Origin of the sequence: Microcella sp. (assembly GCF_019739195.1) — a bacterium.
In the GTDB taxonomy this organism is placed as follows: Bacteria; Actinomycetota; Actinomycetes; order Actinomycetales; family Microbacteriaceae; genus Microcella.
Genome location: NZ_JAHHDS010000003.1, coordinates 332551 through 348820, shown reverse-complemented (window position 1 = coordinate 348820; position 16270 = coordinate 332551). Strand labels below are relative to the sequence as shown.

Below are 16270 nucleotides of genomic sequence, written 5' to 3'. Positions count from 1 at the left end.
CGGCGTGTCGGGCAACTGGCGCTGCGCTGACTCCTGAATTGTGGAGATCAGAGGGGAGGGATGCTCGCCGCGAGCTCGGCGGGCGCGAGGTGCTCGCCTGAGCGCTCGACGGCGTGCACGAGGGCGACGAGCGCGGCGTTCACCCGGGTGCGGACGCCGTGCTGCGTGCCGAGGGCGACGACGGCGCCGTTGATCGCCTCGACTTCGGTCGTGCGGCCGCGGCGAATGCTCTGCAGCATCGAGGCCGGGTTGGGCACGTCGCCCATTCCGGCGGCGAGGTGCTGAGCGAGATGCTCGGCAGCGGGAGTGCCGCCCGCGCGCACGGCGGCGACGGCATCGGCATCCACCGCCCCGATGCGGCCCCAGCGGGCGCCGGCCGCGGTACCGACCCGCACCGTCTCGACCATCGCGCGCGCGAGCACATCGCGCAGACCCGGATGGGCGATGGTCTGCTGCACACTGAGGCCCGTGATGGCGGGCAAGGCGTTGACCTGATTGATGAGCAGCTTGGTCCACTGGGCGCCGCGGATGTTCTCGGCGAGCACGATCTCAGCGGGCAGCACCTCACGCAGCAGGGGCTCGGCGACCGCCACGGCGGCCGCGTCACCGCCGAATGTGAGGCCGTTGGGGCCCGTGACGGTGACGTGCCCCGGGGCCGTGAGGCTGACGGCGAAGAGCGCGAGGCCGATCGCGACGGGGGAGTGCGGCAGGGCATCCCGCACGGCATCTTCGCCGCCCAGGCCGTTCTGCAGCACGAGAACGGGCGTGCCGTCATGAGGGCCCCACCCCTCGAGGGCGGTCGCGGAGTCGTGCGCCTTCGTGGCGAGCACGAGCAGGTCGAGGGCGCGGTTCGGGATGCTCTCGACGAGCTCGACCGCGGCCACCCACTCGCCCCATCCGCCGTCGACGTGCAGCCCGGCGGAGGCGATCGCTTCGGCATGCTCGCCGCGCGCGGTCACGAGCACCTCGTGCCCCGCGCGCGCGGCCAGTGCGGCCACGAGGCCGCCGACCGCGCCCGCTCCGATGACCGCCATGCGCATGCTCGCCAGCCTAGGCGCGGCAGCCGTACGACCGCCGTCGCCCGCGCCCGCTAGCGTGGAGGCCATGACCACCGGACTGCTGCTCGTCGACAAGCCGCAGGGTCTCACGAGCCACGACGTCGTCGCGCGTGCGCGCCGCGCGCTCAACACCCGCAAGGTCGGCCACGCCGGCACCCTCGACCCGATGGCGACGGGCCTGCTCACACTCGGAGTCGGCCCGGCCACGCGCCTGCTCACCTACCTGGTCGGCCTCGACAAGACGTATGAGACGACCATGCGGCTGGGCGCCGCGACGACGAGCGACGACGCTGAAGGTGAGGTTGTCAGCACGGCCGAGCCCGCGGCGATCGCGGCAGTGACCGACGACGCGCTCGTGGCGGGCATCCGCGCCCTCACGGGTGAGATCGACCAGCGACCCAGTTCAGTGAGCGCGATCAAGGTCGACGGCAAGCGCGCCTACGACCGCGTGCGCGCGGGCGAAGAGGTCGAGCTCGCGTCGCGCCGCGTCACGATCAGCGCGTTCGAGGCGCTGGCCGTGCGACGCACCGCGACCGCGATCGAGGTGGATGCTCGCATCGACTGCAGCTCGGGCACCTACATCCGCGCCCTCGCGCGCGACCTCGGCACGGCACTCGGTATCGGCGGGCACCTGACGGCGCTGCGGCGCACGCGCGTCGGGCCGTTCGACGTGGCTGACGCCGTGAGTCTCGACGAGCTGGCCGAGCAGGGTGCCAGCCTGCTCGCGAGCCCTGCCGAGGTCGCCGCGCAGCTGTTCCCGGTGCTCGAGGTCGATGCCGCGCGGGCCCGCGACCTCGGGCACGGCAAGCTGCTCGCCCTGCCCGCGCAGCCCGACGCCGAGCCGGTCGCCGCGATCGAGCGGGGTGCGGGTGGCGCGCATCCCGACCGCCTCGTCGCCCTCATCAGCGTGCGTGAGGGCCGCGGTCGTACGCTGGTCGGGTTCCCGAACGACAGCGCCCAGGAGGCAGCACCGTGATCGAGTGGTTCACCACGATCGCCATCATCGTCAGCGTCGTCGCCGGCGTCGCCGCCCTCGTGCTCGGCGGCATCGGCCGCAAACCCGACGACTACAGCGTGCTGCCCACCGCCGCCGTGGCGCTCGTGCTCATCGTGCAGATCGTCATCGGCCTCGTCGCGCCGTTCGTCGGCAACGAGCCGACGGGCGACCTCGTCGAGTGGTGGATCTACCTCGTCGTCGCCCTCGTGCTGCAGGTTGCCGCGATCGCCTGGGCGCTCGTCGACCGCTCGCGCTGGGCGACCGTGGTCATGGGTGTCGCGAGCCTCGCCGTCGCCGTCATGGTGTTCCGCATGAACCAGATCTGGTTCGTGCAAGGGGTCGCGCTCGTCAGCTAGAGCGGCTCGATCGCTGCGAGCACCTCATCGAGCGACTGGGCGAGATCGGCGACGACGAGCACCGCGCCCGTCTCACGCAGGTCGTCGACGGTAAAGACGCCCGTCGCGACGCCGATGAAGGGCATGCCCGCGGCGGCCGCGGCCTCGTCGTCGCGCGGGGTGTCGCCGATGATCACGAGGGTCTCGCCGGGCAGCGCCTCGCGCGCCGCGCGGGTGATCTCGCTGCGGTCGCGGGCCGTCGAGCCGAAAAACGAACGCTCCCAGTCGAACCACTCGGGCCCGAGCCCGGCGCCCTCGAGCTTCACGCGAGCGCGCACGAGCGAGTTGCCCGTCAGCAGCGCGTTGTGCCAGCCGCGCGCGGCGACGGCGCGCAGAGCATCCGTCACGCCCGGTGCCGTCTCGCGGGCGTCGCCGCTGCGGTGCCGCTCGATCGAGAGCTCGTCGAGCGTCGCCCGCGCGCGCTCGTGCCACTCGTCGCCGAAGCCGAAGTGGGCGAGGATCTCGCTGAGGATGAGCCCGTCGGGCTTGCCGTGCGTGCGCGGCAGCGGCGGGTGCAGCTCGCGGCCCACGGTGCGCTCGATCGCCGTGTGGTAGAGCTCGCCGCCGCCCGTGTAGCTGTTGAGCAGCAGGGTTCCGTCGACGTCCCAGAGGATGGTGGTGGTCACGGTTCCATGCTGTCAGAGGCAGCGCTGCGCAACAGACCGAGGTGCCGCTCGAGCGGCGCGAGAAGGTCGGCCGAGTCGGCGGCGATGCCATGGATGATCGACGAATCGAGTCGACGCTGCCACGGGAGCCCGAGCCAGTAGAGGCCGTCGACGGGTGAGACGCCGCCCTCGTGCAGCGGCCCGCCGTGCTCCGTGAGCGCACCCTCGACCTGCATGAACGGGTAGTGCGTGCGAAAGCCCGTCGCCCAGAGCACCGCATCGACTTCGTGTCGGGTGCCGTCGGCGAGCACGAGCGAGCGCTCGTGAGCATCCACCACGCGGCTCGTGAGCAGACGCAGTCGACCCGATCGCACGGCGCGCTTCGCCTCGGTGCCCAGGATTCCGTCACCGCGCGAATGAATGTACTCGCTGATGCGGCTGTCGGCCGGCGAGCTCAAGATGCCCAGCAGTTTCAGGGGCCAGTAGACCGTAAGGCCGAGGATTCGCTCGGGAATGAACCAGGGCTGCTGCGGCGCGATCATCGTGACGTCGCGTGCGCGGTCGCTGTCGGCGAGCTCGACGGCGAGCTGCGCGGCGGAGTTGCCGCCGCCGACGACGGCGATGCGGCCGTGCGGCAGGTCGTCGGCGCAGGTGTACGCGCTGGAGTGCAGCTGCGCCACGCTCAGCTCGAGCTTGGCGCCGACGCGGGGAATGCGCGGGTACTGGAACGGACCCGTCGCGATGACGACGGCGCGAGCCCGCACGGTGCCGCGCGTCGTCTCGGCGACGAATTCGTCGCCCGCGCGGGTGATGGCGATGACCCGAGTCTCGCGCACGACCGGCAGCGCGAACTCGGCGGCGTAGTGCTCGAGGTAGTCGGCCATCTGCTCGCGCGTCGGGTAATAGCCCGTCGACGACGGCAGCGGCAGCCCCGGCAGCGCCGCAAACCGGCGCGGAGTGAACAGCACGAGGCTGCGCCAACGAGCACGCCACACGTCGCCCGTGCGAGCGCGATCATCGACGATCACGAAGGGCACCCCGGCCTCGCGCAGCCGGTACCCCATGCCGAGGCCGGCTTGCCCGCCGCCCACGACGAGCACCTCGATGCGGTCGGGTAGCTCTGCCTTCTGGTTCATCGTCTCCACTCTGAGTCTTCGGTGCCGAGCTCGACGCCGCCTGGGGCGATCTCCACAATTCAGGAGTTCGGGATGCTCCCACGCCGCGACACGCCCGGCAGAGCATCCGCAGCCCGCGTCGGCGAGCCCGACTCCTGAATTGTGGAGGGCGAGGCTGGGAGGATGGGGGCGTGCCCAGCGCCCTACCCCTCGCCGACCCGGCGCCCGACGACGGGATGCTGCCGCCGAGCGTGCTCGCGGGCGCCGAGCAGCGCGACCTCGGGGTGTACCTGCACGTGCCGTTCTGCCGCGTGCGCTGCGGCTACTGCGACTTCAACACCTACACGGCCGACGAGGTGCGCGGCGTCAGGCAGAGCGACTTCGCCGACCAGGCGATCGCCGAGGTCGAGCTCGCCGCGCGCGTGCTGCACGAGATCGGCCTGTCGCCGCGCCCGGCCCGCACGGTCTTCTTCGGAGGCGGGACTCCGACGCTGCTGCCGACGAGCGATCTCGCGCGCATGCTCGACGCGGTGCGCAAGCACATGGGCATCGCCGAGGGGGCCGAGATCACGACCGAGGCGAACCCCGACTCGATCGACGAGGCGGGCCTCGAGCGGCTCGCCGCCGCGGGCTTCACGCGCGTGAGCGTCGGCATGCAGTCGGTCGTGCCGCACGTGCTCGCGGTGCTCGAGCGCACGCACGACCCCGAAAACGTGCCGCGCGTCGTCGCGGCCGCAAAGGCCGCCGGGCTCGCCGTGAGCCTCGACCTCATCTACGGCACGCCGGGTGAGACCGAGGCCGACTGGCAGCACAGCCTCGATGCGGCGCTCGCGGCCGAGCCCGACCACGTGAGTGCCTACGCGCTCATCGTCGAGCCCGGCACGAAGCTCGCCCGCCAGATTGCGCACGGTCAGGTGCCGCCTGTCGACGACGACCTGCATGCGCTGTTCTACGAGGTGCTCGACGCGCGGCTGAGAGACGCGGGCTACGACTGGTACGAAGTGAGCAACTGGTCACGCACCCCCGACCATCGCTCGCGCCACAACCGCGCCTACTGGACCGGGCAGGACTGGTGGGGCGTCGGCCCCGGCGCGCACAGCCACATCGGCGGCGTGCGCTGGTGGAACGTCAAGCATCCTGCCGCCTATGCCGACCGACTCGCGCACGGGCTGAGCCCAGCCGCGGGCCGCGAGACCCTCGACGACGAGTCGCGCCGCACCGAACGCGTGCTGCTCGAGGTGCGCCTGCGCGAGGGCCTGTCGACGGATGCTCTCACCCCGCTCGGCCGCCGAGCAGTCGCCGGCCTCATCGCGGATGAGCTCGTCGAGCCGGGGCCCGCGCTGCGCGGCACGATCGTGCTCACGCTGCGCGGGCGCCTGCTCGCCGACGGCGTCGTGCGCCGTCTGCTGCCCGACTGACGGCTACTTGATGAACGGGATCGTCAGCGGGTAGAGGTAGGCCTCGCCGCGATTGGCCGCGATCGCCGCGATGATCGAGAGCACGATGATGACGATGCTCACGGCGATGATGATGAAGATGCCGATGATGAGCCACGAGGTGATCGCGCCGATCGCGGCCGCGATGATCATCGTCAGCTGAAAGTTGAGCGCGGTGGCGGTGTGCCCGCGTACGAAGGGCCCCCGGTTGCCGAGCACGAGGAACCCGATGAGGGCCGGGATGAAGCCGAAGAAGATGCCGCCCACGTGCACGAGCGTCGCCCACAGCTTTTCGTCGGCAGGGCTCATGGGCTGCGGAGTGGCGGCGTACGGGTTGGTAGGAGGTTGATCGGTCATGCGGCCATTAAACACCCGAGGGGCCCGGCCGTGTCGGCCGAGCCCCTCGAATGTGCTCCTGGTGAAACGACTACTTGACGAGTCGGATCGAGACCGGGTAGCGGTACGCGTTGCCGTCCTTCGACTTCACGAAGCCGAGAATCGAGAAGATCACCGCGCCGATCCAGACGAGCGGGGTCAGCAGGCCGAGCAGCGCACCGAGGCCGAAGGTGACGGCGCCGATGATCCAGCTGAGCACGTTGACCGCGATGTACGCGATGATGACGGTGATCTGGAAGTTCAGGGCCTCTTTCGACTCCCCGCGCGTGAACGCGCCGCGGTCCTTGAACACCAGGAAGATGATCAGGGCGGGCAGAATGCCCAGGATTCCGCCGAGGTGGGCGAACGACGCCCACTGGCGGTCTTCGGCCTCGCTCAGAGGAGCAGCCGGAGCCGGGCTGGCGGGGGGAGGGGTCTGGTCAGTCATAGGTGCTGCCTTTCGATGATCCTTGTGCGGACTGGGTTTCCCGGGGTGGAGCACGTGTGCATGACGCGCCGACTCAGAGCAGAGACCACCCTCATCGGCGAGAGCACGCGGCAAACCTAGCGCGCGCGACACCGCCAGGCAAGGACCGGGTCACAGTGTGGCGGGGTAGAATTAGCAGTCCGGAAGACTGAGTGCCAAGCGACGGAGGGAGTCGACGATGGTCTCTGATCGCGCTCTGCACGTGCTGCGGGCCATCGTGCACGACTACGTGGCCTCGCGCGAGCCGGTCGGCTCGAAGGCGATCGTCGACCGCCACCAGTTCGGCGTCTCGGCAGCGACCATCCGCAACGACATGGCCCTGCTCGAAGAAGAAGAGCTCATCGCGGCGCCACACACCTCGTCGGGGCGCGTGCCGACCGACAAGGGCTACCGGGTGTTCGTCGACCAGTTCGCCGACCTGAAGCCGTTGAGCGCTGCGCAGCGCCAGGCCATTCAGCAGTTCCTCGACCAGTCGGTCGATCTCGACGACGTCTTCGCGCGCACCGTGCGGCTGCTCTCGCATCTCACGAACCAGGTCGCGCTCGTGCAGTACCCCACGCTCGGCAATGCCCGCGTGCAGCACATCGAGCTCGTGCCGATGAGCGCGACGCGCCTCATGACGGTCTTCATCACCGACGGCGGCCGGGTCGATCAGCGCATCATCGAGCTGCCGATCGAGGCCGACGAGGTGTTCGTGGGCGAGTTGCGGGCCAAGCTCAACGCGACGCTGGCCGGCCGCGCTCTGGCCGACGTGACCGACGTCGCCGCATCCCTCAGCGAGCAATTCGCTCCCGACCGTCGCCCCACCGTCTCGGTCATCGGCGAGGCGCTGCTGGGGCACGTGGATGCGCATCGCTCTGACCGCCTCGTCATGGCGGGGGCGGCGAACCTCGTGCGCACCGAGGGCGATTTCGTCGGCAGTGTGTACCCGGTGCTCGAAGCACTCGAAGAGCAAGTGACGCTGCTGAAGCTGTTCAGCGAGATGCAGGTCGACGAGAAGGGTGTCTCGGCGCGCATCGGCCGCGAGAACGATGAGGCGCTCAAAGAGACTGCGGTCGTGACGAGCGCGTACCGCATGGGCGGCGACAGCTCGGCAAAGCTCGGCGTGCTCGGGCCGACCCGCATGGATTACTCGAACAACATGGCAGCAGTGCGCGCCGTAGCCCGCTACGTCTCGCGCCTGCTCGGTGAGGAATAAGTGGCAGACCATTACGAGGTGCTGGGGCTCGACCGCCAGGCCAGTGCCGACGAGATCAAGAAGGCCTACCGCCGACTCGCTCGAGAGTTGCATCCCGACGTCAACCCGAGCAGCGACGCGGCCGAGCGGTTCAAGCAGGTGACGCACGCCTACGACGTGTTGAGCGACCCGCAGCAGCGGCAACAGTACGACCTGGGGGGTTCGGGCGGCTTCGGGGGAGCATCCGGATTCGGGGGCTTCGGCGACATCTTCGAGACCTTCTTCGGCGGTGGCCAGCAGCAGCGCGGCCCGCGTAGCCGTCGCGAGCGGGGTCAAGACGCCCTGCTGAGGGTCGAGGTCGAGCTCGACGAGATCATCTTCGGCACCAACCGTCAGATCGAGGTCGACACGGCGATTCTGTGCTCGACGTGCGAGGGTTCGTGCTGCTCGCCCGGCACCTCGCCGCAGACCTGCGACATCTGCCGCGGCTCGGGTCAGATCCAGCGCACCGTGCGCAGCCTGCTCGGCAACGTCATGACCTCGAGCCCGTGCGGCACGTGCCGCGGCTACGGCACGGTGATCCCCAGCCCGTGCCCGACCTGCGCCGGCCAGGGCCGCGTGCGTGCGCGACGAGCGATCCCCGTCGATATTCCGGCAGGCGTCGACACGGGCGTGCGCATCCAGCTGCCCGGTCAGGGCGAGGTCGGCCCTGCGGGCGGCCCGAACGGCGACCTCTACCTCGAGATCAAGGTCGCAACCCACGAGACCTTCAGCCGCAGCGGCGACGACCTGCTCGCCACCGTCGAGGTGCAAATGGCCGACGCCATTCTCGGCACGACCGTCACGCTGCCCGCGCTCGACGGCGACGTACCCGTCGAGATCAAGCCGGGCACGCAGAGCGCCGAGATCATCACGATCAAAGAGCGGGGCATCACCCGCTTGCGCGGCTCGGGTCGCGGCGACCTCAAGATCGGCGTGCAGGTCGTGACTCCGGTGCGGCTTAACAACAAAGAGACCGAGCTCATCAGGCAGTTCGCCTCGAGTCGCCGACCCGTGCCTCCGCAGTTCGCGACCTTCCAGCAGGGCATCTTCTCGAAGCTGCGCGACCGCTTTCTGAACCTCTAGTCGCGAGATGGCGCACTTCTACCTCGACGACTCGCTCGCATCGCAACTGAGCGAGGCGGGTCGCGAGGTCGGCGCGATCGTGCGGCTACGGGGGGCGGATGCTCGGCACGCCGCCGCCGTCTCGCGCGTGCGCCCCGGCGAACGCCTGCGGCTCGGCGACGGCGCGGGCCTCGTCGTGCTCGGCACGGTGTCGAGTGCGGAATCGACCGAGGTCGCCCTCGAGGTCGAGCACGTCGAGCGCACGCCCCGGCCTGCGACGCGCATCCACCTCGTGCAAGCGCTCGCCAAGGGCGATCGCGACGAACTCGCCGTGCAGGCCGCGACCGAGCTCGGAGTCGACGTCGTCGTGCCCTGGCAGGCCGCGCGCAGCATCTCGCGGTGGGATGCCGCGAAGGCGGTCAAGGGTCGTGAGCGCTGGACGACGATCGCGCGCGAGGCCAGCAAGCAGTCGCTGCGCCCGTGGCTGCCCGAGGTCGAGGCTGTTGCCGCGACGAAGCAGCTCGTCGACCGGCTGCCGCAGGCGACGATGCTCGTACTCGACCCTGAGGGTGACGTCGCGCTCACCGAGCTCGGCGCCGCAGCGCTGGGTGTCGACGACATTGTGCTCGTCGTCGGCCCCGAGGGTGGCATCGCGCCCGAAGAGTTCGAGGCGTTGACGACTGCGGGCGCTCGACGAGTGCGACTCGGTTCGACAGTGTTGCGCACCTCGACGGCGGGGCCAGCGGCCATCGCTGTGCTCTCTGCCGCCCTCGGGCGCTGGTGAGCAAGCCGCTCTAGACTGAGGGCATGAGCACCAGCGAACCGTCGATCTTCGAGCGCATCATCGCGCGCGAGACTCCGGCTGACATCGTGCATGAGACCGACACCGTGATCGCCTTTCGCGACATCGCGCCGAAGGCTCCTGTGCACCTGCTCGTGGTGCCCAAGACGTCCCGCTACCGCGATGTCGCTGAGCTTGCCGCGGGCGACCCCGCGCTGCTCGCCGACGTGGTCGCGACAGCGCACCAGCTCGCCAACGAGCACGCCGACGGCCAGTTCAGGCTCGTCTTCAACACCGGCGCGAATGCCGGGCAGACCGTCTTCCACGTGCACGCTCACGTGCTCGCGGGAGGCTTGACCGAAGGATCCCTTGCCCACTGACGATTCGGCGCGCACCGCGCCCGCCCGCGAACAGCTCGAGGTCGACGGCGTCGCGATGGTCCGACTGCTCGGGCCCCACGACCGACTGCTGACCACGCTCGAGACCCAGTACCCGCTCGTCGACGTGCACGTTCGGGGAAACCAGATCACGCTCGAAGGCGACCCCGTGCAGGTCGCCGCCGCGCGCACGCTTGTCGACGAACTGCTCACGATGGTGCGCAGCGGCCGCGATCTCGAACCCGTCGAGGTGCAGAGCTCGGCGCGCATCATCGACGCGGGCGCCGGCAGCCCCGCCGAGGTGCTGAGCCAGGCAATCTTGACGAGCCGAGGCAAGAGCATCCGCCCCAAGACCCTCGGCCAGAAGGCCTACGTCGACGCCATCGATCTCAACACGATCGTCTTCGGCATCGGCCCCGCCGGCACGGGCAAGACCTACCTCGCTATGGCGAAGGCCGTGCAGGCGCTGCAGCGCAAAGAGGTCGACCGCATCATCTTGACGCGGCCCGCGGTCGAAGCGGGCGAGCGGCTCGGCTTCTTGCCCGGCAGTCTCACCGACAAGATCGACCCCTACTTGCGGCCGCTCTACGACGCGCTCAACGAGATGATGGACCCCGAGCTCGTGCCCAAGCTGCTGACGACGGGCGTCGTCGAGGTCGCACCGCTTGCCTACATGCGCGGCCGCACGCTCAACAACGCGTTCATCGTGCTCGACGAGGCGCAGAACACGAGCCCTGAGCAGATGAAGATGTTCCTCACCCGCCTGGGTTTCGGCTCGAAGATCGTTGTCACAGGCGACATCACGCAGATCGACCTGCCCGCCGGCGCGAGCGGTCTGCAGCTCGTCACGCGCGTACTCGATGACATCGACGACATCCACTTCGCCCGCCTCACGAGCGACGACGTCGTGCGCCACAGCCTCGTCGGCCGCATCGTCGACGCCTACACGAAGTACGACGCCGAGAAGCAGGCGGCGCAGTACGCGCGCGAGAACGGGCTGCCTGCTCCCGCGGCCGGCGCGAACCGCGAGGAGCGCCGACGCGGTCTCCCGCGCGACCGCGCCAACCGTCGTCCGCGACCCGGAGCGGGAGGCCGCTGAGCATGGCCGTCGAGATCAACAACGAGTCGGGCATCCCGGTCGATGAGGCCAGCCTGCAGCGGCTGGCGCTGCACGCATTCGATCACCTCAACGTTCACCGTGATGCCGAGCTCGCGATCGTGCTCGTCGACGAGGCCGCGATCGAGCAGCTGCACGTGCAGTGGATGGACGAGCCTGGCCCCACCGACGTGCTGAGCTTTCCGATGGACGAATTGCGCCCCGGCAGCGACGACGAGCCCACGCCGCCCGGGCTTCTCGGCGACATTGTGCTGTGCCCGCAAGTGGCCACGGCGCAGGCCGAGACCGCTGGCCACTCGGTGCACGACGAGCTACTGCTGCTGACAACCCACGGCATTCTGCACCTGCTCGGCTTCGACCACGCCGAGCCCGATGACGAGAAAGAGATGTTCGGCATTCAGCGCGACATTCTCGTGAGCTTCACGCTCGCCGAGCGCCGAGCGCGATGACCACCCTCACCCTCGTCTTCTTCGCCGTGGCCCTGCTGCTCGTGGCCTTCGGCGGCCTGCTCGCCGCGATCGATGCGGCCCTGGGCGTCGTGAGCCGCATCGAGCTCGTCGACATCGCCGGCCAGCGACCGAAGCCCGGTCGTCTGCACGCCGTCGCCGCCGACGTCGGGGCTCACGTCAACGCGCTCAACTTCTTGCGCATCGTCGCGGAGACCATCGCGGCCGTGCTCGTGACGCTCGCCTTCGCGACGCTGCTCACCGACTGGTGGGCCGTGCTTCTCGTCAGCGCAGGCATCATGATCCTCGTCTCGTTCATTCTCGTCGGGTCGAGCCCGCGCTCGGTCGGCCGCGCGAACCCGCGGGCCATGCTCGCACGCACCGATTGGCTCGTGCGAGGCGTGCGCGTCTCGCTCGGTCCCGTCGCCGATCTGCTCGTCGCTCTCGGCAACCGCGTCACGCCGGGCCGGCCGAGCAGTGCGAGCTTCTCGAGCGAAGAACAGCTGCTGAGCATGGTCGACGAGGCCACCGAGCTCGACGTGCTCGAAGAAGAAGATCGTGAACTCATCCACTCGATCTTCGAGTTCAACGACACGATCGTGCGCGAAGTCATGGTGCCGCGCACCGACATGGTCGTGCTCGAGCGCGACCAGACCGTCACCGAGGCCATGTCGATCTTCTTGGTGCGGGGTCTCTCACGCGTGCCCGTCATCGGCGAGAGCACCGACGATGTCGTCGGCATCATCTACCTGCGCGACGCGGCGCGCCTCGCCTACGAGAACCCCGAGGCCTGTGCCGTCACCCCGGCCGAGCAGCTCGCGAAGCCTGCGATCTTCTTGCCCGAGTCGAAGAAAGCAGACGATGCACTGCGTCAGCTGCAGCTCGAGTCGAACCACCTCGCTCTCGTCGTCGACGAGTACGGCGGCATCGCGGGGCTCGTCACGATGGAAGACCTCATCGAAGAACTCGTGGGCGAAATCGCTGACGAGTACGACCGCGAGCAGGCAGATAGCGAGCAACTCGACGAGAACCTCTTCCGCGTCAGCGCGTTCATGCCCGTCGACGAGCTCGGCGATCTCTTCGGCATTGAGCTCGACGACGACGACGTCGACACCGTCGGCGGTCTGCTCACGAAGCACCTCGGGCGTTTGCCCGTCGCCGGGTCGACGACCGAGATCGACGGCCTGCACCTCACGGCCGAGCGCACCGAGGGCCGCCGCAAGCGCGTCACGACCGTTCTCGTCAAGGCCGATCAATCGTTGCTGGATGCTCGCATCGCGTTCGCCGGCGACCGCGACGAAGACGAATGAGCGCCCGTAAGCCGCGCGGCGGCACACCCGACGCAGAGCCCACGTTCCGGGCCGGATTCGTCACGTTCGTCGGCCGCCCGAACGTGGGCAAGTCGACGCTCACGAACGCGCTCGTCGGCGAAAAGGTCGCCATCACGAGTTCGAAGCCGCAGACCACGCGACGCGCCATTCGCGGCATCGTGCACCGGGCATCCGGCCAATTGATCGTCGTCGACACGCCCGGCATGCACCGCCCCCGCACGCTGCTCGGCGAGCGCCTCAACGCGGTCGTGCAAGACACCCTCGGCGATGTCGACGTCATCGGGTTCTGCGTGCCCGCGAACGAGCCCATTGGCCCGGGCGATCGGTTTATCAATGAGCAGCTCGACAACTTTCCGCGCACCCGCAAGATCGCGATCGTGACGAAGACCGATGCTGCCGGTTCAACGCGCGTGGCCGAGCAGTTGCTCGCGGTCTCAGAACTGCGGGAGTGGGACCTCGTGATCCCGCTCTCGGCAGTGACGGGCGAACAGGTCGACCTCTTGGCCGAGCAGGTCATCGCCCTCATGCCCGAGTCGCCCGCGCTCTATGAGGCGGATGCCGTCACCGACGAGTCTGAGACCGATCGCATCGCCGAGCTGATTCGCGAGGCCGCGCTGGAGGGAGTCAGCGACGAACTGCCGCACTCCCTCGCGGTCACGATCGACGAGATGGCCGAGCGCGCGCCCGGCGGCGTGCTCGACATCTTCGCGAACGTCTTCGTCGAGCGCGACAGCCAGAAGGGCATCATCATCGGGCACAAGGGCTCGCGCCTGACCGAAGTCGGCACGCGTGCGCGCCTCGAGATCGAGAAGCTGCTCGGCCGCCGCGTCTACCTCAAGCTGCACGTCAAGGTCGCGAAAGAGTGGCAGCGCGACCCGAAGCAACTCGGCAAGCTCGGGTTCTAGGGCTGCACGACTCCGGCTGCTGGCCCTCCCGCGCCTTCGCTGTCGCAACGCCCCGGTGTTCTGCGAGGACACGCCGCACGAGGTCGCTACTCATCGGCGTGTCGCGTTTGGCGCCGGGTGGTTGCGACACCAAGTGTGGAGCGGCATGCTGCCTTCGTGCTCAGCGGCGGGGCAGCAGACCGTGATCGTGGGCGTAGAGCACCACCTGCACGCGGTCGCGCAGGCCGAGCTTGGCGAGGATGCGGCCGACGTGCGACTTCACGGTCGCCTCGGCCACGAACTCGCGCGCGGCGATCTCGGCGTTGCTGAGGCCCTCGGCGACGGCGGCGAAGATCTCGCGCTCGCGCTTGCTGAGGTCGGGCAGCGCTGCGTCGCGCGCCGCGGAGAGTTCGGCGGGTGTGCGGGCGCGGCGAGCATCCGTCGCAGAGCCCACGTGCGCAAGCAGATCGGTGATCGCGCCGGGCGCGACGACCGCGTGGCCGCCGTGCACGGCGCGGATGGCGGCGAGCAGAAACTCGGGCTCGGCGTCCTTCAGCAGAAAGCCGCTCGCGCCCGCGCGAATCGCCCGCAGCGCAGCGTCGTCGAGGTCGAAGGTCGTGAGCACGATGACGCGCGGCGGGGTGCGGTCTGCGTTTTCGGCTGACTGAAGGATGCCCGCTGTGCCCGCGATGCCGTCGGTGTTCGGCATCCGGATGTCCATGAGCACGACGTCGGGCAGCGACTCGTCGGCGACGAGCACCGCCTCGCCGCCGTCGTCGGCCTCACCGACCACGGTCAGGTCGGGCTGCGAGTCGATGAGCATGCGCACGCCGCGGCGGAAGAGCGGCTGGTCGTCGACGAGCAGTACGCGGATGGCTGTCATCGGTCGTCCCAGGGCAGCGCGGCCGGGTCGAGGGGTCGGCGAGGCACGGTGACCAGGCTCACCAGCACGACGACAGGAGGGGGAGCGGCGGGCGCGGTCACGCCGAGGCTCCGACCGGCTCGACGTGCTCTACGTCATCTGCTGGCTCGCTCTGCGAGAGATTGGCGTCGCCGCCGTCGGCCCGCACCTCGAGCGGCAGGCGTGCTCGCACACGGAACATAGGGCCGTCGTGCACGCTCAGCTCGCCACCGGCGAGGGATGCCCGCTCGCGCATCCCGTCGATGCCGTGCCCGCCTTCCTTGAATTCACGAGTCTCCCCGGGTGAGGCATTCGTCACCACGAGGTCGACGGCCTGCTCGCCCCACTCGAGCTCGAGCGTCGCCGCACCGTCGCCGTGCCGCAGCGCGTTCGTGAGCGACTCTTGCACGATGCGGTAGAGCGCGAGCTCGCGCGACTCGGTCAGGCGCCCGCGGTCGCCGAACTCGCGCACCTCGAGCGTGAGCCCCGAGTCGCGCATCGAGTCGAGCAGTGCGTCGAGATCGTCGAGCCCCGGCTGCGGCCCGGCCTCTTGCGTGTGCCGCAGTTCGGTGAGCAGCACGCGCACGTCGGCGAGGGCACCGCGTGCGGTCTGCGCGATCGTCTCGAAGGCGTCGGCCGCCGCGGGGGCGTCGCCCGCCGTCGCGTACCGCGCCCCATCGGCCTGCGCGATCACGACCGTGAGCGAGTGGGCGACGATGTCGTGCACGTCGCGCGCGACCCGCGTGCGCTCGGCCTCGAGGTCGGCTCGCGTGAGGGCGGCGTCGCGCTGCGTGCTCACGGTAGACACCTGGGCGCGAAGTGCATTGCGCGAACGGCGCACGCGAACCATCTCGCCGACGAACCATGCGAGCGCAGGTAGGAAGAGAACCAGGAGTCCGAACGGCCCCAGACCGTATCCCGCGGAGGAAAGGCCACCGGCCAGGTAGCCGACGGTCAGAGCCAAGGAGAAGGAACGCCCTACCCATCGCGTCTGATTCGAGCCGTACGCGACCGCGCCGAAGATCGCAATGTAGATCGGGAACCAGAGAGCTCCGTTGGGAGTGCCGCCGCTCCACCCGGTGAGGACGACGAGAAAGATGGGAGGCGTCGAGACGAGCAAAGCCCACAGCGGCAACAGTCGGTGGAGTGCGATGCCGACGCCGAGCGGCAACATCAGCACACCCATGGGGATACTCGAGTTGTACGACGATGCGTAGTACGCCGCGACGACCGAGAACGTGAATCCGAGCCCCAGTTCACCGGCGGTTCGCAGTCGAGGAAGATGTGGCGTGAGCTTGTCGAGGATTCTGTCGAACATGTCCGCCACGGTACGGGTCGCGCGGCCCGCCGACGCCAGAAACGCGCGCCGCTCACTCGAGCGGATGAGCCTTTTCATCCGAAAGGCTGAGGCACCAGCATCCCGAACCCCGTCGTGTGGTCGCGAATTGCAGAAGGTGATGCACAAACGATCAAGATGCGACCACGATCGCCAACGGATGCGCGACTGGAGCTCCGCGAGGGCCCGCGGTGCACGCTGACCGGCACCGTGCGGCCCCGCACCGTGCGGCCTCGCGCACAGCGGGTGTACCCTGAAACCGTGTTCGGCCAGCTCCTTCTTCGCTGCCGCGACGAGGCTTAGCAGTACAGCCTCCCTCGTCGCGGAGTTCGTCGTCGGCTGACAACC

At 69.4% G+C, this 16270-nt stretch carries 18 protein-coding genes; 11 read left to right on the top strand and 7 right to left on the bottom strand.

The annotated features are described in order from the left end of the window. Positions 1-47: 47 nt before the first annotated feature. On the bottom strand, positions 48-1040 hold the full coding sequence (locus KL788_RS03390; protein WP_293168494.1) for a ketopantoate reductase family protein: 993 nt from the start codon (positions 1038-1040) through the stop codon (positions 48-50). A gap of 64 nt (positions 1041-1104) precedes the next feature. Between KL788_RS03390 and truB the strand changes: the two genes are divergently transcribed. After that, a complete protein-coding gene (truB, locus tag KL788_RS03385; RefSeq protein ID WP_293168492.1) occupies positions 1105-2034 on the top strand; it encodes a tRNA pseudouridine(55) synthase TruB in 930 nt (309 codons plus the stop codon). Further along, positions 2031-2411: a hypothetical protein gene (locus KL788_RS03380; protein WP_293168490.1), complete on the top strand. Its 381-nt coding sequence runs from the start codon at positions 2031-2033 to the stop codon at positions 2409-2411. Before truB ends, KL788_RS03380 begins: the two co-directional genes overlap by 4 nt. Here the strand turns inward: KL788_RS03380 and KL788_RS03375 are convergent. Together KL788_RS03375 and KL788_RS03370 are read right to left on the bottom strand one after the other, a co-directional pair. Further along, entirely contained in the window at positions 2408-3076 is a 669-nt protein-coding gene (locus KL788_RS03375; protein WP_293168488.1) for an HAD family hydrolase, read from the bottom strand. The two genes, KL788_RS03380 and KL788_RS03375, sit on opposite strands and share 4 nt — an antisense overlap. Then, complete coding sequence (locus tag KL788_RS03370; protein WP_293168486.1) at positions 3073-4191, bottom strand: flavin-containing monooxygenase; 1119 nt, start codon at positions 4189-4191, stop codon at positions 3073-3075. The genes KL788_RS03375 and KL788_RS03370 overlap by 4 nt, the downstream gene beginning before the upstream one ends. Before the next feature lie 170 nt (positions 4192-4361). On the opposite strand from KL788_RS03370, the gene hemW reads away from it, so the two are divergent. After that, positions 4362-5588: a radical SAM family heme chaperone HemW gene (gene hemW, locus KL788_RS03365; protein WP_293168484.1), complete on the top strand. Its 1227-nt coding sequence runs from the start codon at positions 4362-4364 to the stop codon at positions 5586-5588. Between the two features lie 3 nt (positions 5589-5591). Here hemW and KL788_RS03360 read toward each other — a convergent pair whose 3' ends face one another. Then, the gene (locus KL788_RS03360) at positions 5592-5963 is read right to left on the bottom strand and encodes a DUF4870 domain-containing protein (protein ID WP_293168482.1); all 372 of its coding nucleotides are present in this window, start codon (positions 5961-5963) and stop codon (positions 5592-5594) included. 70 nt (positions 5964-6033) lie between these two features. Further along, complete coding sequence (locus tag KL788_RS03355) at positions 6034-6429, bottom strand: DUF4870 domain-containing protein (RefSeq protein WP_293168480.1); 396 nt, start codon at positions 6427-6429, stop codon at positions 6034-6036. A 217-nt stretch (positions 6430-6646) separates the two neighbouring features. On the opposite strand from KL788_RS03355, the gene hrcA reads away from it, so the two are divergent. Genes hrcA through era form a run of 8 tightly spaced genes read left to right on the top strand, consistent with a single transcriptional unit; the run spans position 6647 to position 13706 of the window. Continuing rightward, positions 6647-7666: a heat-inducible transcriptional repressor HrcA gene (gene hrcA, locus KL788_RS03350; RefSeq protein ID WP_293168478.1), complete on the top strand. Its 1020-nt coding sequence runs from the start codon at positions 6647-6649 to the stop codon at positions 7664-7666. After that, positions 7667-8770, top strand: a complete 1104-nt coding sequence (gene dnaJ, locus KL788_RS03345) for a molecular chaperone DnaJ (protein ID WP_293168476.1) — start codon at positions 7667-7669, stop codon at positions 8768-8770. It begins immediately after the preceding gene. Between the two features lie 7 nt (positions 8771-8777). Next, positions 8778-9533 carry a 16S rRNA (uracil(1498)-N(3))-methyltransferase gene (locus KL788_RS03340; protein ID WP_293168474.1) on the top strand — a complete coding sequence of 252 codons (756 nt, stop codon included), beginning with the start codon at positions 8778-8780 and terminating at the stop codon, positions 9531-9533. A 23-nt stretch (positions 9534-9556) separates the two neighbouring features. Beyond that, positions 9557-9910 (top strand): histidine triad nucleotide-binding protein, encoded by a 354-nt coding sequence (locus tag KL788_RS03335; protein WP_293168472.1) that lies wholly within the window; start codon positions 9557-9559, stop codon positions 9908-9910. Positions 9911-9965: 55 nt separating this feature from the next. Continuing rightward, complete coding sequence (locus tag KL788_RS03330) at positions 9966-11006, top strand: PhoH family protein (RefSeq protein ID WP_293173134.1); 1041 nt, start codon at positions 9966-9968, stop codon at positions 11004-11006. A gap of 2 nt (positions 11007-11008) precedes the next feature. After that, complete coding sequence (gene ybeY, locus KL788_RS03325; protein WP_293168470.1) at positions 11009-11473, top strand: rRNA maturation RNase YbeY; 465 nt, start codon at positions 11009-11011, stop codon at positions 11471-11473. Beyond that, complete coding sequence (locus tag KL788_RS03320) at positions 11470-12780, top strand: hemolysin family protein (RefSeq protein WP_293168468.1); 1311 nt, start codon at positions 11470-11472, stop codon at positions 12778-12780. The genes ybeY and KL788_RS03320 overlap by 4 nt, the downstream gene beginning before the upstream one ends. Beyond that, complete coding sequence (era, locus tag KL788_RS03315) at positions 12777-13706, top strand: GTPase Era (protein WP_293168466.1); 930 nt, start codon at positions 12777-12779, stop codon at positions 13704-13706. Before KL788_RS03320 ends, era begins: the two co-directional genes overlap by 4 nt. Before the next feature lie 160 nt (positions 13707-13866). Here the strand turns inward: era and KL788_RS03310 are convergent, their stop codons facing one another. Together KL788_RS03310 and KL788_RS03305 are read right to left on the bottom strand one after the other, a co-directional pair. Next, a complete protein-coding gene (locus KL788_RS03310) occupies positions 13867-14568 on the bottom strand; it encodes a response regulator (RefSeq protein ID WP_293168464.1) in 702 nt (233 codons plus the stop codon). 97 nt (positions 14569-14665) lie between these two features. Beyond that, the gene (locus KL788_RS03305; protein ID WP_293168462.1) at positions 14666-15904 is read right to left on the bottom strand and encodes a sensor histidine kinase; all 1239 of its coding nucleotides are present in this window, start codon (positions 15902-15904) and stop codon (positions 14666-14668) included. Positions 15905-16270 lie beyond the last annotated feature (366 nt).

What these genes read in the sequence shown, in the direction of transcription:
- KL788_RS03390 (WP_293168494.1), bottom strand. Translation starts at nt 1,040, where the DNA reads ATGCGCATGGCGGTCATCGGAGCGGGCGCGGTCGGCGGCCTCGTGGCC.
- KL788_RS03310 (WP_293168464.1), bottom strand. Translation starts at nt 14,568, where the DNA reads ATGACAGCCATCCGCGTACTGCTCGTCGACGACCAGCCGCTCTTCCGC.
- KL788_RS03340 (WP_293168474.1), top strand. Translation starts at nt 8,778, where the DNA reads ATGGCGCACTTCTACCTCGACGACTCGCTCGCATCGCAACTGAGCGAG.
- KL788_RS03320 (WP_293168468.1), top strand. Translation starts at nt 11,470, where the DNA reads ATGACCACCCTCACCCTCGTCTTCTTCGCCGTGGCCCTGCTGCTCGTG.
- KL788_RS03355 (WP_293168480.1), bottom strand. Translation starts at nt 6,429, where the DNA reads ATGACTGACCAGACCCCTCCCCCCGCCAGCCCGGCTCCGGCTGCTCCT.
- ybeY (WP_293168470.1), top strand. Translation starts at nt 11,009, where the DNA reads ATGGCCGTCGAGATCAACAACGAGTCGGGCATCCCGGTCGATGAGGCC.
- KL788_RS03360 (WP_293168482.1), bottom strand. Translation starts at nt 5,963, where the DNA reads ATGACCGATCAACCTCCTACCAACCCGTACGCCGCCACTCCGCAGCCC.
- era (WP_293168466.1), top strand. Translation starts at nt 12,777, where the DNA reads ATGAGCGCCCGTAAGCCGCGCGGCGGCACACCCGACGCAGAGCCCACG.
- KL788_RS03370 (WP_293168486.1), bottom strand. Translation starts at nt 4,191, where the DNA reads ATGAACCAGAAGGCAGAGCTACCCGACCGCATCGAGGTGCTCGTCGTG.
- KL788_RS03305 (WP_293168462.1), bottom strand. Translation starts at nt 15,904, where the DNA reads ATGTTCGACAGAATCCTCGACAAGCTCACGCCACATCTTCCTCGACTG.
- hrcA (WP_293168478.1), top strand. Translation starts at nt 6,647, where the DNA reads ATGGTCTCTGATCGCGCTCTGCACGTGCTGCGGGCCATCGTGCACGAC.
- truB (WP_293168492.1), top strand. Translation starts at nt 1,105, where the DNA reads ATGACCACCGGACTGCTGCTCGTCGACAAGCCGCAGGGTCTCACGAGC.
- KL788_RS03335 (WP_293168472.1), top strand. Translation starts at nt 9,557, where the DNA reads ATGAGCACCAGCGAACCGTCGATCTTCGAGCGCATCATCGCGCGCGAG.
- KL788_RS03330 (WP_293173134.1), top strand. Translation starts at nt 9,966, where the DNA reads ATGGTCCGACTGCTCGGGCCCCACGACCGACTGCTGACCACGCTCGAG.